Source organism: Brevibacterium sp. Lmc1, assembly GCF_057654315.1.
Genome location: NZ_CM172803.1, coordinates 450394 through 465294 on the forward strand (window position 1 = coordinate 450394; position 14901 = coordinate 465294).

General features: G+C 66.1%; 10 protein-coding genes. 8 read left to right on the forward strand and 2 right to left on the reverse strand.

The features are described from left to right. Positions 1–13 precede the first annotated feature (13 nt). From AC239G_RS02005 to AC239G_RS02015, 3 genes are all read left to right on the forward strand, one after another. Complete coding sequence (locus tag AC239G_RS02005) at positions 14–958, forward strand: CoA transferase subunit A (RefSeq protein ID WP_487489698.1); 945 nt, start codon at positions 14–16, stop codon at positions 956–958. Beyond that, positions 955–1737: a CoA-transferase subunit beta gene (locus tag AC239G_RS02010; protein WP_458310540.1), complete on the forward strand. Its 783-nt coding sequence runs from the start codon at positions 955–957 to the stop codon at positions 1735–1737. The genes AC239G_RS02005 and AC239G_RS02010 overlap by 4 nt, the downstream gene beginning before the upstream one ends. 489 nt (positions 1738–2226) lie before the next feature. Further along, on the forward strand, positions 2227–3414 hold the full coding sequence (locus tag AC239G_RS02015; RefSeq protein ID WP_487490132.1) for a Cmx/CmrA family chloramphenicol efflux MFS transporter: 1188 nt from the start codon (positions 2227–2229) through the stop codon (positions 3412–3414). Positions 3415–3548: 134 nt separating this feature from the next. On the opposite strand, the gene AC239G_RS02020 is transcribed toward AC239G_RS02015, so the two are convergent. Both AC239G_RS02020 and AC239G_RS02025 read right to left on the reverse strand, forming a co-directional pair. Continuing rightward, positions 3549–5141, reverse strand: coding sequence for an MFS transporter (locus AC239G_RS02020; RefSeq protein WP_487489699.1), 1593 nt, complete (start codon positions 5139–5141; stop codon positions 3549–3551). Positions 5142–5540: 399 nt separating this feature from the next. After that, entirely contained in the window at positions 5541–6443 is a 903-nt protein-coding gene (locus AC239G_RS02025) for a LysR family transcriptional regulator (protein ID WP_139469448.1), read from the reverse strand. Positions 6444–6532: 89 nt separating this feature from the next. Between AC239G_RS02025 and AC239G_RS02030 the strand changes: the two genes are divergently transcribed. From AC239G_RS02030 to hutH, 5 genes are all read left to right on the forward strand, one after another. Beyond that, positions 6533–8356 (forward strand): acyl-CoA dehydrogenase family protein, encoded by a 1824-nt coding sequence (locus AC239G_RS02030; RefSeq protein ID WP_229664048.1) that lies wholly within the window; start codon positions 6533–6535, stop codon positions 8354–8356. Continuing rightward, positions 8353–9549 (forward strand): CaiB/BaiF CoA transferase family protein, encoded by a 1197-nt coding sequence (locus AC239G_RS02035; RefSeq protein WP_139469447.1) that lies wholly within the window; start codon positions 8353–8355, stop codon positions 9547–9549. Before AC239G_RS02030 ends, AC239G_RS02035 begins: the two co-directional genes overlap by 4 nt. 279 nt (positions 9550–9828) lie before the next feature. Continuing rightward, positions 9829–11550, forward strand: a complete 1722-nt coding sequence (hutU, locus tag AC239G_RS02040; protein WP_139469446.1) for a urocanate hydratase — start codon at positions 9829–9831, stop codon at positions 11548–11550. Between the two features lie 258 nt (positions 11551–11808). Next, positions 11809–13080, forward strand: coding sequence for an imidazolonepropionase (hutI, locus tag AC239G_RS02045; protein WP_139469445.1), 1272 nt, complete (start codon positions 11809–11811; stop codon positions 13078–13080). Positions 13081–13195: 115 nt separating this feature from the next. After that, on the forward strand, positions 13196–14872 hold the full coding sequence (hutH, locus tag AC239G_RS02050) for a histidine ammonia-lyase (RefSeq protein WP_139469444.1): 1677 nt from the start codon (positions 13196–13198) through the stop codon (positions 14870–14872). Positions 14873–14901 lie beyond the last annotated feature (29 nt).

Here is a 14901-nt window from a genome sequence, read left to right on the forward strand (position 1 = left end):
TAGCCTGCGAACCATGCACAGTGACACAGTCGTCAGTCTGCCTGAGGCCATCGAACGCTACGTCGAGGACGGGGCCACGGTGGCGCTCGAGGGGTTCTCCCACCTTATCCCGTTCGCCGCCGGACACGAGATAATCCGACAGGGAATCTCCGGACTCACCTTCTGCCGGCTCACCCCCGATCTGCTCAGTGACATGATGATCGCCGCCGACTGCGTCGATCGCCTTGTCTGCTCCTTCTTCGCCTCCGGTTCGGCCGGCAGCCTCTACGAGGTGCGGCGCCGCATCGAATCGGCTGACCCGCGGCCGCTCGCGGTCGAAGAGTACTCACACCACGCGATGACCCTGCGCTATCACGCCGGAGCCGCTCGCCTGCCGTTTGCTCCGATCGGCTCCTTCGTCGGCTCCGACATCCCCGGCATCAACCCGGACATCCGCTCCGTCGTCGACCCGTATTCGGGCAAGAAGACGTACGTCGTGCCGCCGCTCAACCCCGATGTCACGATCATCCACGCCCAGCGCGCCGACCGTCATGGCAACGTCCAGATCTGGGGCATCACCGGCACTCAGCAGGAAGCCGTCTACGCGGCCGGCCATGTCATCGTCACCGTCGAGGAGATCGTCGACGACGAGGTCGTCCGCTCCGACCCGAACCGCACTCTCATCCCGGCTCACGCCGTCGACGCGGTGTGCGAAGTGCGAACCGGGGCGCACCCGTCCTATGTGCAGGGCTCCTACGATCGCGACAATGCCTTCTATCGCGAATGGACCGCGATCTCGAAGGACCCCGCCCGGCTGCAGGAGTGGCTCGACGTCCATGTGCGCAGTACCCGCGATCATACCGAGTACCTCGAATCGATCGGTCACGATCGTCTCCGCGGTCTGCTCGTGGATCCGCGCCCCTCGGGCGTGGTCGATTACGGACGCCGGACGCAACCGAGCGAAGGGAGCCTGAAGTGAGCACCGCCTCGGCGAAGGACTTCACCGAAACCGAACTCATCGTCTGTGCGGCTGCGAAGATGCTCGCCCGCAGCCGCACCGTCTTCGCCGGCGTCGGGCTGCCCACGCTGGCCGTCGACCTCGCCCACCGCACGGTGAATCCGAACATCCAGCTCATCTACGAATCCGGGGTCGCCGGCGCGCACCCCGAATCGATGGCCGAAGGCATCGCGGACTCCGTCGTCGTCTCCGGCGCCGAGGCGGTCGTCAGCATGCATGCCCTCTTCGGCTACGTCCTCCAAGGTGGGAACGTCGATGTGGGATTCCTCGGCGCGGCTCAGGTGGACCGGTTCGGTTCGCTCAACACCACCGTCATCGGCGACTGGGAATCTCCGAAAGTGCGCCTGCCCGGTTCGGGCGGCGCCGCCGACATCATGGCCAATGCCGGAGAGGTCTTCGTCGTCCTCCGCCGCCATGACCCGGCCGCCTTCCCCGCCGAACTCGACTTCGTCACCTCGGCCTCGCCCGTGCGCGCGGCGGAGCAGCCGGACTTCATCCAACCGCGCGGATTCGGCGTCTCCACCGTCATCACCCCACTGGGGATCCTGCGGCGGCGTGAGCGCCTCGGCGAGCTCGAACTCACCGAGGTCCACCCGGGAGTGACCGTCGAGCAGGTGCAGGAAGCGACCGGCTGGGACCTCGCCGTCGCCGAGGATGTCACGCAGACCCAGGCGCCGACGGCCGAAGAAGTGCGCCTGCTCCGTGACGAGATCGACACGGTCCGCCTCTACCTGCGCTGAGGCGGGTGCGGGTGCGGGAGTCGGCAGAGGTTGGTCGGCCGGCCCCAGCCCCGCTGCGCCAGCCCGAGGGCACCAGCGCCACGGCACTGTCTACGACGAATAGCACGGGTTGCAACCAGTGCTATTCGTCGTAGACAGTGCCGTCAGCTGTTGGCTGCGGGAGTGGAATGTCGAGACGGTACACTTTTCTCTCAATTGCCCACCGAGGAACGTGAGCAGTTCAGAGCAGACAGTACCTCAACGTTGCTTGCCATGAAGTTGTTGACGTGTCTTGGGAGGTGCGGTGCAGACCGGTACGATGAGCCGTATGTCGAGCCCCGAATCGGACACTCAGGGGCTGTCGGTCACGCCGTCAGCCCCTCACTTTCGCTGAACCCCTATCGCTGCTGCCCAGTGCTGCACGCAGCTCGATTCTCGGATGATTCTTTGGGCGCTGACCGTGGTGACGAGACGTTCTCTTGTTCGTACTCTCGCTTCGGAGCTGAATCGATGCCTTTCGTTCTCTATCTTCTTGCCCTGGTGGTCTTCGCCATGGGTACTTCCGAATTCATGCTTGCCGGCCTCGTGCCCGACCTCTCGACCTATTTCGGCATTTCCGTGGGAACCGCCGGTCTCCTGACATCGGCGTTCGCCGTAGGGATGGTGATCGGTGCACCTGCGATGGCAGCGCTCACTCGTCGCCTCCCAGTGAAAGCGACACTCTTGGGCTGCGTAGTCGTGTTCGCGTTGTCCCATGCCGTCGGAGCACTCACGCCGGACTTCACCGTTCTGTTCATTGCGCGCGTGATCGCCGCGGTCGTCAATGCTGGCTTCTTGGCTGTCGCACTGGTCGCAGCGGCGAAACTCGTAGCGCCCGATGCCAAAGGTCGGGCCGTGGCGATTCTGCTGGCGGGGACCACCGTCGCAACCGTCGCCGGCGTACCTGCGGGGGCTCTGTTCGGTACGGCAGTCGGTTGGCAGTCGACGTTCTGGGCGATCGCCTTTCTCTGCGTCCCCGCTGCCGTCGGCATTGCCACGGGCTTCACTGCTCAACCTGACGACTCGTCAAAGGAGGAGCCGTCCTCGATTTCGCTGCGGGCGGAGCTGTCGCAGCTTGCCTCCCCTCGCCTCGTCTTGACGATGCTGCTAGCTGCCCTGGTGAATGCCGGAACCTTTTCCACGCTGACTTTCCTGGCGCCGATCGTTACTGATACCGCCGACCTGGACCAGTGGTGGGTGTCGGTGGCTCTTGTGCTCTTTGGTGTTGGCTCCTTCATCGGCGTCACAGTTGCAGGACGGTTCTCAGACTCCCGACCCCGAATCGTCATCGTGGGCGGTGGAAGCGTTCTTGTGCTCGGGTGGATCTCGTTGGCAATATTCGCGACGAACCTCGTCGCTCTGCTCGGGCTCATCTTCGCTCAGGGAGTTTTGGGGTTCGCTGTCGGGAGCACGCTGATCACGCGAGTGCTCTATGCGGCGGCGGGTGCGCCCACCATGGCGGGGTCGTATGCGACAGCGGCACTCAACATGGGCGCAGCCGTCGGCCCCGTCCTTGCCGCTGTGGCACTCAGCGTCATGCCAGGTGCTCTCGGACCTGTTTGGGTTGCCGTCGTCGCGACCGCAACGGCATTGCTGGTCGCAGTTCCACTTCTTCGGCTGATTGCCCCCGTCGATAGCGTCCTGACCTCTGACACCTAGTAGACCGCGCAAAGCGATGCGGCCCCGAGCCCATCAGGAGACTCGGGACCGCATGGTTATCGAGGCAGGGGCCTCATCGTTGTTGAGGCCATCGTTATCGTGGCCGGGGCCTCATCGTCGTCGAGGCGAAGTCCTCAGGGAGTGACGGGAGCGCGCGCCGGTGCAGGTTCTGAGTCCGCGCCTGTGGCGTCGGCGGCCGACACGGAATCGCTCGTGCCGACCGCGTCCGCGGAGCCGGCGGCCGGTGCGGAACCGGCGGCCGGTGCGGAACCGGCGGCCGGTGCGGAACCGGCGGCCGGCGTGGAACCGGCGGCCGCTGATACGGAACCGGTCGCGCCAGGCGCACCCTTCGAGTCGGCGTCGCGCTCGGCCTTCTCGGCGGCGAGGGCTGCGGCGAACTCCGCCTCGTCGGCGGCCTCGGCCTTCGAATTCTCGCTGGCCGTCCAGCCGGTCTTGTTGAGCAGGATGAGCGTGCAGACGAGGGAGACGAGTGCATAGCCGGCGCTGAGGATCGCCACCGGAACGATGGATCCCGAGCTCGTGTACATCCACTGTGCTGCCGCAGCGGTGCCGCCGCCCACGGTCATCGAACACAGCTGGTAGGCCAGCGAGATTCCCGTGTACCGGACCCGCGTGGGGAACGCCCGGGCGATGATGCCGCCGATGCCGGCGTAGAACAGCGAGTGCGGAACGGTCGCAGCGGCCATGGCTGCCAGCGCGATGCCGGGATGGCCCAATTCGATCGCGAAGAACATGAGCGGCATGAGGACGAACTCCGGCAGGATGATCCAGAAGATCGCCTTGCGCATGTCCTTGACCCGGTCGAGGATGATCGCGCCGAAGGGCTGGACGATGAACTGCACCACGAGCGCGAGCGTGACGACGGCGAGGAACGTCGACGAGCTGTACGCCCAAGAGTGAGAGGTGTCCGTGGCCCAGGCCGTGGCGAACGTCGTCTTGAGGTAGGTGACCTGGATGAGCGGCAGCGCACCGGCGCCGAGGAGGATGAGCACCCAGTGCTTCCTGATCGCCTCGAAGGCGGGAACCTTGGCGACGGCGTCCTTCTTCTTCACGACCTTCATGTTCTCCGGCTCTTCGAGCTTGAGGCGGATGACGAGGCCGATGACGATGAGGAAGATCGAGGCGAGGAACGCGATCCTCCAGCCGTAGAGGAGGAACTGCGGGGTCGGCAGGAGCGCGAGGAGGAAGAACATGCCGGAGGAGATGAGATTTCCTGCCGGTGATCCCTGCTGGGCGAAGGCCGAGTAGAGGACTCCCTTGCCCTTCGGGGCGTTCTCGCTGGCGATGAGCACGGATCCGCCCCATTCGCCGCCGACCGCGATGCCCTGCAGGATGCGCAGGCAGGTGAGGATGATCGGAGCGGCGATGCCGATGGTCGCATATCCGGGCAGCAGACCGACGAGGAACGATGCCGCGCCCATCAGCACGAGCGTGACGACGAGGGTCTTCTTCCGGCCGTACTTGTCACCGAAGTGACCGAAGATGATGCCGCCGAGCGGACGAGCGAGGAAGCCCGCCCACAGCGTGACGAAGGAGAGCAGAGTGCCGACGCCGGCAGGCAGGGTGTCGGGGAAGAAGACATGCCCGAAGACCAGCGCCGAGGCGGTTCCGTAGATGTAGAAGTCGTACCACTCGATGGTGGTTCCGATGAATGATGCGATTCCGGCTTTGCGAGCGCGTTTCGCGGTGTTGACCGAATCAGACATGCGATTCCTCTCAGGTGGAGCGTCATTGCGCCGACCGATGCCAGGCGTCTCTGACGTGGCATGGGTGCTCGTTCACCGTAAGTTGCCCTTGTGGGCCGCGCAAACACTTTTTAGTTATACCGTCATAACTTAGAGTGATGCTACAGCCGGATTCCCTTATGTTCTGCGGCTTACCGGGCCGTAGGACGCGAGGAGAGAATTTCTGCTGATACTGGCACAGGTAGTCGAGTAACGGATTGTTGCGCGATGTGTATCAGAGTGCGGCCATGCCCTCTCCGAGGCGGCTGTGCCCACGCGTGAAGCGAAGCGGATGCGCTCGCTCGCCGTTGCGGTGCCGGGCGGGGTGGGGCCGCCCGGTTCCAGCCGGGCCGGAGTGTCCGTGCGGCGAGGCTCGGTTCCTCAGTCGGCGACCGGGTCGGCGAGTGATTCCGAGGCGATGACGAGGTCGAGGGCGAGGTCGCCGATGAGTGTCGACTGATCCTCCCGGCGGACGGTGATCCACGCCTGCGGGGCATTCGGGCGAGTGCCGACCCGAGTGAAGATCAGTCGCTCATCGCCGTGGTAGCTGCGGGCCACCGGTGAGGGGACAAGCGAGACGCCGAGTCCGTGGGCGACCATCTCGACGGCGGCCGACCAGCTGGCTGTCCGATGGTGGATCTGCGGTTCGAAGCCGTGCGTGCGGCAGATGCCGACGACGGTGTCGTGATAGATCGGGGACGCGCTCTTGCGGAAGATGACGAACGGGGAATCGACCGCCTCGGCGATGGTGGTGATCGGTGAGCCCGCTGGAGCGCACAGCCAGAACGATTCCCGGGCAGCCGGAGTGCAGACGACGCCGGGATGTTGGAGGGGCATGTGTCCGCAGGCGATGTCGATGTTGTGGCCGAGCAGCATGTCCGACTGCGCCGCCGAGGTGGCCTCCTCGGTGGTGACGAGGATGTCCGGGTGCGCTGCGGAGAAGTCCGTGATCGTCTGCGGCAGGCCGCGATGGAGGAAGGTGGCCACTGTGCCGATCGAGATCGACGTCGGCGCCCCCGTGTTCACGGCCGCCGCATATTCGTTGAAACGGTGGGCGGCTCCGACGGCGGACTTCGCATAGGGCAGCAGCGCCTCTCCGGCGGCGGTCAGCTTCGTCACGGGACTGCGGTGGAACAGCGGTTTGCCGACGAAGTCCTCGAGTCTCTTGAGTTCGGCGCTCAGCGCCGGCTGTGAGATGTTCACCGCGTCGGCGGCGAGCTGGAACTTGCCGTGCTCTGCCAAGGCGATGAAGTACTGGAGGCGCTTGAGACTCGGTTCAGCCATAACCGAAGATTATCAGGGATAAGAGAAATGTCTTTGTCAGTCCCAGGTTCTCGGGCATACGGTCGAAGAAACCATCAAAGGAGATTATCTTGCGTGAGACTGCTTCGTCGCCCGATACGACCATGACCCCCGTTCCGGACAGCTACGGCATCGACCGCTTCGCCGACGACCGGTCGCTGAAGGACCTCCTGCCGCTCTACCTCGACGAGAAGCTGCTCGCGCACCTCCGGCCGGTGTTCGAGGACCTCGGGCCCCGCCTCGGCGGAGAGCTCGACGACCTCGCTCACGATGCCGACGTCAACCCTCCGGTGCTCAAGCACCGCACCCGCAACGGTGCCGATCAGCAGTCGATCGAGATCCATCCGGCCTACCGGCGCCTGCAGGAAGTCGCCTTCGGCGAACTCGGACTGGCCGCAATGAGCCACCGGCCGGGTGTCCTCGATTGGGACGAACCGATGCCGCCGATCGTCAAATACCTCCTCGTCTACCTGTTCACGCAGGCGGAATTCGGGCTGCTGTGCCCGGTGAACATGACCGACTCGCTCACCCGCACCCTGCGCAAGTACGGTTCACCCGAACTCGTCGAGCGCTTCATCGGCGGACTGACGAGCACCGATGTCGACACCCTGACCCAGGGCGCGATGTTCATGACCGAACAGGACGCCGGCTCCGACGTCGGCCGGGCGACGACCACGGCCGTCGACAACGGCGACGGCACCTGGGCGCTGACCGGTGAGAAGTGGTTCTGCTCGAACGCCGACGCCGAACTCGCCATGGTCCTCGCCCGCCCCGAGGGTGCACGGCCCGGAATCAAAGGCATCGGACTCTTCCTCTTACCGCGCACTCTTGAGGACGGTTCGCCGAACTCCATGCGCATCGTCCGCCTCAAGGACAAGCTCGGTACCCGATCGATGCCCAGCGGCGAGATGAGCCTGCAGGGAGCGACGGCCTACCTCGTCGGCGATATCGGACGCGGATTCGTGCAGATGGCCGATATGGTCAACTCCTCCCGCCTGTCCAATGCCGTGCGCGCGGCCGGCCTCATGCGGCGGGCCTTCGGTGAGTCGAAGTTCATCTGCCGCAATCGCGAAGCCTTCGGTTCGACGTTGAGCAAGCTGCCCCTGCAGCGTCGCCAGCTCGCGAAGATCATGACGACCACGGAACAGGCGCTGTCGATCTCCCTGCACACGGCGGACGTCTTCGCCCGGGCCGATGCCGGTGACGCCGAAGCCGCCTCGGTTCTGCGCATCCTCACCCCGCTCATCAAGTTCCGCGCCACCCGCGACGCCCGCAAGGTCACCGCGGACGCGATGGAGATCCGCGGCGGAGTCGGCTACATCGAGGAATACGGCGACGCCCGCGTCTTCCGCGATTCCCAGCTCGGATCGATCTGGGAAGGCACCTCGAACATCGTCGCCCTCGACGTCATCCGCGCCGCCCACCGGGCGGGCACACTCAAACCGCTGTTCCTGCACCTGGAGACGCTCATCGCCGAGGCGGCCGACCTCCCGGCCACGTTCCGCAGCCAGATCCAATCGCTGAGCTCGACGCTGCTGCACGCGCTCGAGTCCACGCCCGAAGGTGTTGAGCAGGCACGGGTGCGTCAGCTCGCGACCGCGACCTACAACCTCGTGTGCGCGTCCATCATGGCCTCGGAAGGCGCGCGGATCGGAGACAGCCGCGGCGACTGGTCGCGCATCGTCATCGCCGCACTGGTACTGCGCCACAAGCTGATGCCGCAGAACCCGCTCGTCCCGGTCGTCGAAGACGACGCCTTACTCGACGCCCTCATCGACGGTGTCGGTATGGGCCGGGACGAAGCGTTCGCGGCTGTCGAGGAGATCCTCGGCGAAGGTGGAGCAGCTCAGTCCGCCGAGGATGGAACTGCGCGTTCCGGAGGGAGCGGGCAGTGAGCGCGGGAGCACTCGCCGGGATCACGGTCATCGATCTCTCGCGCATCCTCGGCGGGCCCTATTGCACGCAGATCCTGGCCGATCACGGTGCCGAGGTCATCAAGGTCGAACCTCCGGCCGGCGATGATACGCGCAGCTGGGGGCCGCCGTTCGTGGCGCCGGAAGTGTCGAGCTACTTCGCCGGGATCAACCGGAACAAGCGGATGATCACCCTCGACCTGCGCACCGAGGAGGGACAGGAGGCGCTGCACGGGCTGCTGGCCGGGGCCGATGTGCTCGTCGAGAATTTCAAGACCGGGACCCTGGCGAAGTGGGGGCTTGACCCGGTGTCGGACATTCCGGACCGCTACCCGCACCTCGTGCACGCGTCCATCACCGGCTTCGGCGATGACGGTCCGCTGGGTGGGCGGCCCGGATACGACGCGATCATCCAGGCGATGTCGGGACTGATGTCGGTCAACGGGGATGAGTCGACCGGGCCGATGCGCATCGGCATGCCCGCCGTCGACATGGTCACCGGGCTCAACGCGGCCATCGGCGTGCTCATGGCGCTGCAGGAACGGGTGACCAGCGGACGCGGTCAGCGGGTCGAGACGACGCTCTTCGACTGCGGAATCTCCGTCATGCATCCGCACCTGCCGAACTTCTTCGGCGGTGGGGCCGTGCCGAAGCTGTCCGGCAACGACCATCCGAACATCGCCCCGTATTCGGCGTTCGCGACCGGGGCCGGGCAGGTGTTCATCACCGCCGGAAACGACGCGCAGTTCGCTAAGCTCGTCGACCACCTCGGTGCTCCTGGGCTCGCCCGGGACCCGCGATTCGTCGACAATGCCGCGCGTCTGGGCAACAGTGATGCGCTGCGGGTCGAACTCGAAGCGCTCATGGTCTCCACGTCGGCAGAGGCGCTGTCCGAGGAGCTCATGAGCATCGGCGTGCCCGCCGGTCCGATCCTCGACGCCGCCGAGGTGGTCGAACACCCGCATACCGCGCACCGCGAGATGGTCGTGGAGATGGGCGACGGCTACCGCGGGGTGGCCTCGCCGATCAAGCTCGCCCGGACTCCGGCCAGCTACCGGATCTCGCCGGTGCAGCCGGTTGCGGAGGTCGCCGGCGGGGACGATGGCGAAGGCCGGTATGGCGCGGAGGCCGACGGTCGGGTGTGCGCGGCTGTCGAGGAGTCGGCGAGGGTCTGAACGAAACTGCCGGGGCTGCCTCGGTGGGAAATCTGTGTGGGTGGCGCGTGGAACCGACCAGTGCTGCGTGAGTCTCGGGGAGCGGCGAACCCGGCATCGATTCATCTATGTCCGAAATGTCGGACGGAACTTGATGCGGGCCACTTCCGCATTCTGCTCCAGTCGTCAGAATGGATGGTGTAGTCAGAGCCGACAGCGCAGGGGAGCCCACACCTCGGCGCGACGGCGAAGCGGCAGCCAAGCATCCGCCTCGTCGGACACAGCGACAAGGAGAATCCCATGACCACCAAGCCGTCGTTCACCCAGCACGACCCGTCCCGCGTCATCCGTGCCGACCGCGGAACCGAGATCACCGCGAAGTCCTGGCAGACCGAAGCACCCAAGCGCATGCTCATGAACAACCTCGACCCCGAGGTCGCCGAACGTCCCGAAGACCTCGTCGTCTACGGCGGCACCGGTCGCGCCGCCCGCTCCTGGGAAGCATATGACGCAATCGTGCGCACCCTCGACGACCTCGAGGACGACGAGACCCTGCTCATCCAGTCGGGCAAGCCCGTCGGTGTCATGCGCACCCATGAATGGGCCCCGCGCGTGCTCATTGCGAACTCCAACCTCGTCGGAGACTGGGCCAACTGGGAGCACTTCCGCGAGCTCGAGGCCGAAGGCCTCATGATGTACGGCCAGATGACCGCCGGGTCCTGGATCTACATCGCCACCCAGGGCATCCTCCAGGGCACCTACGAGACCTTCGGCGCCATCGCCCGCAAGCGCTTCGACGGCACCCTCGCCGGAACCCTGACCATCACCGCCGGCTGCGGCGGAATGGGCGGAGCCCAGCCGCTGTCCGTGACCCTCAACGGCGGCGCCTGCCTCATCATCGACGTCGACAAGACCCGCCTCGATCGCCGCAAGGGCAAGCGCTACCTCGACGAAGTCGAAACCGACCTCGACACCGCACTGGCCAAGGTCATCGAAGCGAAGAAGAACAAGCAGGCCCTGTCCGTCGGACTCGTCGGCAACGCCGCCGAGATCCTCCCGCTCATCCTCGATCGCCCCGAGGCTGCTGAAGTCGACATCGTCACCGACCAGACCTCGGCTCACGACCCGCTGTCCTACCTGCCGGTGGGCGTGAGCGTCGACGACTGGCACGAAGAGGCCGAGCAGGATGCCGAGAAGTTCACCATCCGCGCCGAGGAGTCCATGGCCAAGCATGTGAAGGCCATGGTCGAATTCCAGGACCGCGGCGCCGAGGTCTTCGATTACGGCAACTCGATCCGCGACGAAGCCCGCAAGGCCGGCTATGACCGTGCCTTCGAATTCCCCGGTTTCGTCCCCGCCTATATCCGCCCCCTCTTCTGCGAAGGCCTCGGACCCTTCCGCTGGGTCGCGCTGTCCGGCGACCCGAAGGACATCGAGGTCACCGATCAGGCGCTCAAGGAGCTCTTCCCCGAGAATGAACACCTCCACACCTGGCTCGACGCCGCCAATGAATACGTCGAGTTCGAAGGCTTGCCGGCACGCATCTGCTGGCTCGGCTACAAGGAACGCCACCAGGCCGGTCTGCTGTTCAACCAGCTCGTCGCGGAAGGCAAGATCTCGGCCCCGATCGTCATCGGCCGTGACCACCTCGACTCCGGTTCCGTCGCCAGCCCCTACCGCGAAACCGAATCCATGCTCGACGGTACGGACGCCGTTGCCGACTGGCCGCTGCTCAACGCCCTGGTCAACACCTCTTCGGGTGCGACCTGGGTGTCGATCCACCACGGCGGTGGCGTCGGCATCGGCCGCTCCATCCACGCCGGACAGGTCTCCGTGGCCGACGGCACTGAGCTGGCCGCTCAGAAACTGGCACGCTTGCTCACGAACGACCCGGGCATGGGCGTCATCCGCCACGTCGACGCCGGTTACGATCGCGCCTCCGAGGTGGCCGAAGAGCGCGGTCAGCGCGTGCCGATGATCCCCGAGCTCGACAAGCGCGACGAGGAATCCGCCGCACAGTAAGCAGTCCGCGGCGTTGCGTCGACGGCGCGGTCGCTGAATAGCTCAGAAAAAGGTGAGTAGCCCGGTTTCAAACTTGGGCTACTCACCTTTTTCTGGGCCGCGGGGAGTTGCCGACCGAGCCGGCGGGCGGGTTCACCAGACCCCCATCACTCGGCCGTCCGAAATATCGGACAAATATCTGCGGGAGAGGTTCTGCCCCGCCACCGAGCGGTCCATACTGAGAGGGAATCATTCTCGATCGGAAAGGCCCGACTCGCCATGCAGCTCATCACCGGCATCAGCGAACTCGTCGTCAACGACCTCGACACCCTCGGCGAGCTGGGCATCATCACCGATGCCGCGCTGCTCATCGACGACGGTCGGATCATCTGGTCGGGACCGTCCGCTGAGGCGGACACGGCGGTGTCGAACAGTCTCGGTGAGGGGGCCGAACCGAAGCTGAACGACGATGACATCGCAAACGGGGAAGTCACCTCGGCGAATGACCTCGGCGGACTCGAGACGATCGACCTCAGTGGCAAAGCCGTCATCCCCGGCTTCGTCGACAGCCACAACCACCTCATCTTCGCCGGTGATCGGTCCGAGGAATTCGCGGCCCGGATGGCCGGACAGAAGTACTCGGCCGGGGGCATCGCCACCACCGTGGCCGCCACCCGCGCAGCGACGGAATCCGAACTCGAGGCCAACCTTGTCCACCTGCTCGAGCAGGCGAAGCGGCAGGGAACGACGACGTTCGAGATCAAGTCCGGCTACGGGCTGACCGTGCCCGACGAGATCCAGGCCCTCGACATCATCAACCGGCACACCGAAGAATCGACCCTCATCGCCGCGCACGTCGTCCCGCCGGAGTTCAAGGACGAGCCGGAACGCTACGTCGACCTCGTCATCGACGAGATCATCCCGGCGGCCGCAGGCAAAGCGAAGTGGATCGACGTGTTCTGCGAAACCGGTGCCTTCACCGAGGTCCAGACCCGGCGGATCATCGATGCCGGCAAGGCCGTCGGAATGAAACCGCGGCTGCACGCCAATCAGCTCACCGAGGGCGGGGCGCTCAAGCTCGGCGCGGAACTCGGCTGCGTGTCCGTCGACCATGCGACCTTCGCCTCCGATGAGGACCTCGCCGTCCTCGCCGAGGCGGGCACCGTCGTCACCCTGCTGCCGAGCATCGAATTCTCCACCCGCCAGCCCTACCCCGACGCCCGCCGCTACGTCGACGCGGGAGTATCGCTGGCGATCGCCAGCGACTGCAATCCCGGTTCAGGGTTCTCCAACAGCATGCCGTTCGTCATCGCCATCGGCGTCCGGGACATGCACTTCACCGTCGAACAGGCGGTGTGGGCAGCGACAGCGGGCGGCGCCAACGCCCTGCAACGCACCGACGTCGGCCACCTCGGAACGGGGGCCCGCGCCGACCTGGCCATCCTCGACGCACCCAGCTACCGCCACCTGGCCTACCGGCCCGGTGTGCAGCTGGTCGAACGCGTCTACTCCGGCGGTGAGCTCATCGTCGACAATCGACCCCGCGACTGAACCACCTACGCACGAGCACAGTGCGTCGACTGCGAGGAACCACCTCGGCGCCGGCGTATGAGACCTTCACCCACGACTCAGACATCACACTGACGCACTCACAGAAAGGCACACGATGACCACATTCATCGATCTCGACCCCGATACGCTGACCTTCGCCGAGGTGGTCGACGTCGCCCGTCGCGGAGCGTTGGTCTCCCTGTCCGAAGCCACCCTGGCCCGGGTGAACAAGTACCGCGAGGCCATCGACGCCCTCGCTCAGGCGGAGAAGCCCGTCTACGGAGTCTCGACCGGATTCGGTGCGCTCGCCCAGCGTCACATCCCCGCCGAACTGCGCACCCAGCTGCAGAAATCCCTTATCCGCTCCCACGCCGCCGGCGTCGGCGAACCCGTCGAACGCGAGGTCGTGCGCGCCCTCATGCTGCTGCGCGCCCGCACCCTGGCCACCGGTCGGGCCGGCGTCCGCGCCGAAGTCCTCCAGACCTACGTCGACCTGCTCAACGCCGGAATCACCCCGGTCGTCCACGAGTACGGCTCGCTCGGCTGCTCCGGTGATCTCGCACCACTGTCGGCATGCGCCCTCGTCGTCATGGGCGAAGGCGTGGCCGAGGGTCCCGACGGAGTGGCCGGGCCCGCCGATGAGATCCTCGCGAAGGCCGGAATCACCCCGGTCACCCTGGCCGAGAAGGAAGGCCTCGCGCTGGTCAACGGCACCGACGGCATGCTCGGCATGCTCATCATGGCCCTGACCGACCTGGAGAACCTGCTCACCGCCGTCGATGTGTCCGCGGCCATGAGCATCGAAGGACTCTTCGGCACCGACGCCGTCTTCGCCCCTGAACTCCACTACGCGCTGCGCCCGCACGACGGTCAGGCCGCCTCGGCTGCGAACATGCTCGCCTCGCTCGCCGACTCCGGCATCACTGCCAGCCACCGCGACTCCACCCACCTCGTCCAGGACGCGTACTCGATGCGCTGCGCCCCGCAGGTCAACGGTGCCGCCCGCGACGCCGTCGCCTTCGCCACCCAGGTGGCCGAACGCGAACTGCGGGCCGCCATCGACAACCCCGTCGTGCTCACCAATGGAATGGTGTCCTCGAACGGCAACTTCCACGGTGCACCGCTGGCCCATGCCTTGGACTTCCTGGCCATCGTCGCCGCCGACGTCGCCTCGATGTCCGAACGCCGCACCGACCGGATGATGGATGTCGCCCGCAACCAGAACCTCACCCCGTTCCTCGCCGACGACGCCGGTGTCGACTCCGGCCTGATGATCGCCCACTACACGCAGGCGGCCATGGTCTCCGAGGCCAAACGCGGCGCGACTCCGGCCTCGGTCGACTCGATCCCGTCCTCGGCCATGCAGGAAGACCACGTGTCCATGGGCTGGTCGGCCGCACGCAAGCTGCGCAAGGTCGTCGACAACCTCGCCTCCGTCGTCGGCATCGAACTCTATGCCGCCTCCCGTGCCTGCGATATGCGCGACGCCGCACCGGCACCGGTGACCGGAGCCGTGATCGCGGCGATCCGTGAGACGGTGCCGGGGCCCGGACCCGACCGGTTCCTCTCGCCCGAACTCGCCGAGACCATTGCGAAGGTCAAGGACGGCTCGCTCGTCGCCGCCGCCGAGTCGGTCGCACCGCTGACCCACACCGTCACCGCTGCTGCCGGAACCTGGCAACCGGGAGACGGCGGACCGGCCGTCAACGATCCCGAGTTCACTGCGCTGGGCAACCTCGAAGCCGCCGCCGAGGCTTCGGGCACCTCCGCAGCCACCACCCACCAGGACTGACGCCGGGCCGGGGCGGAACCTGCGTGTGG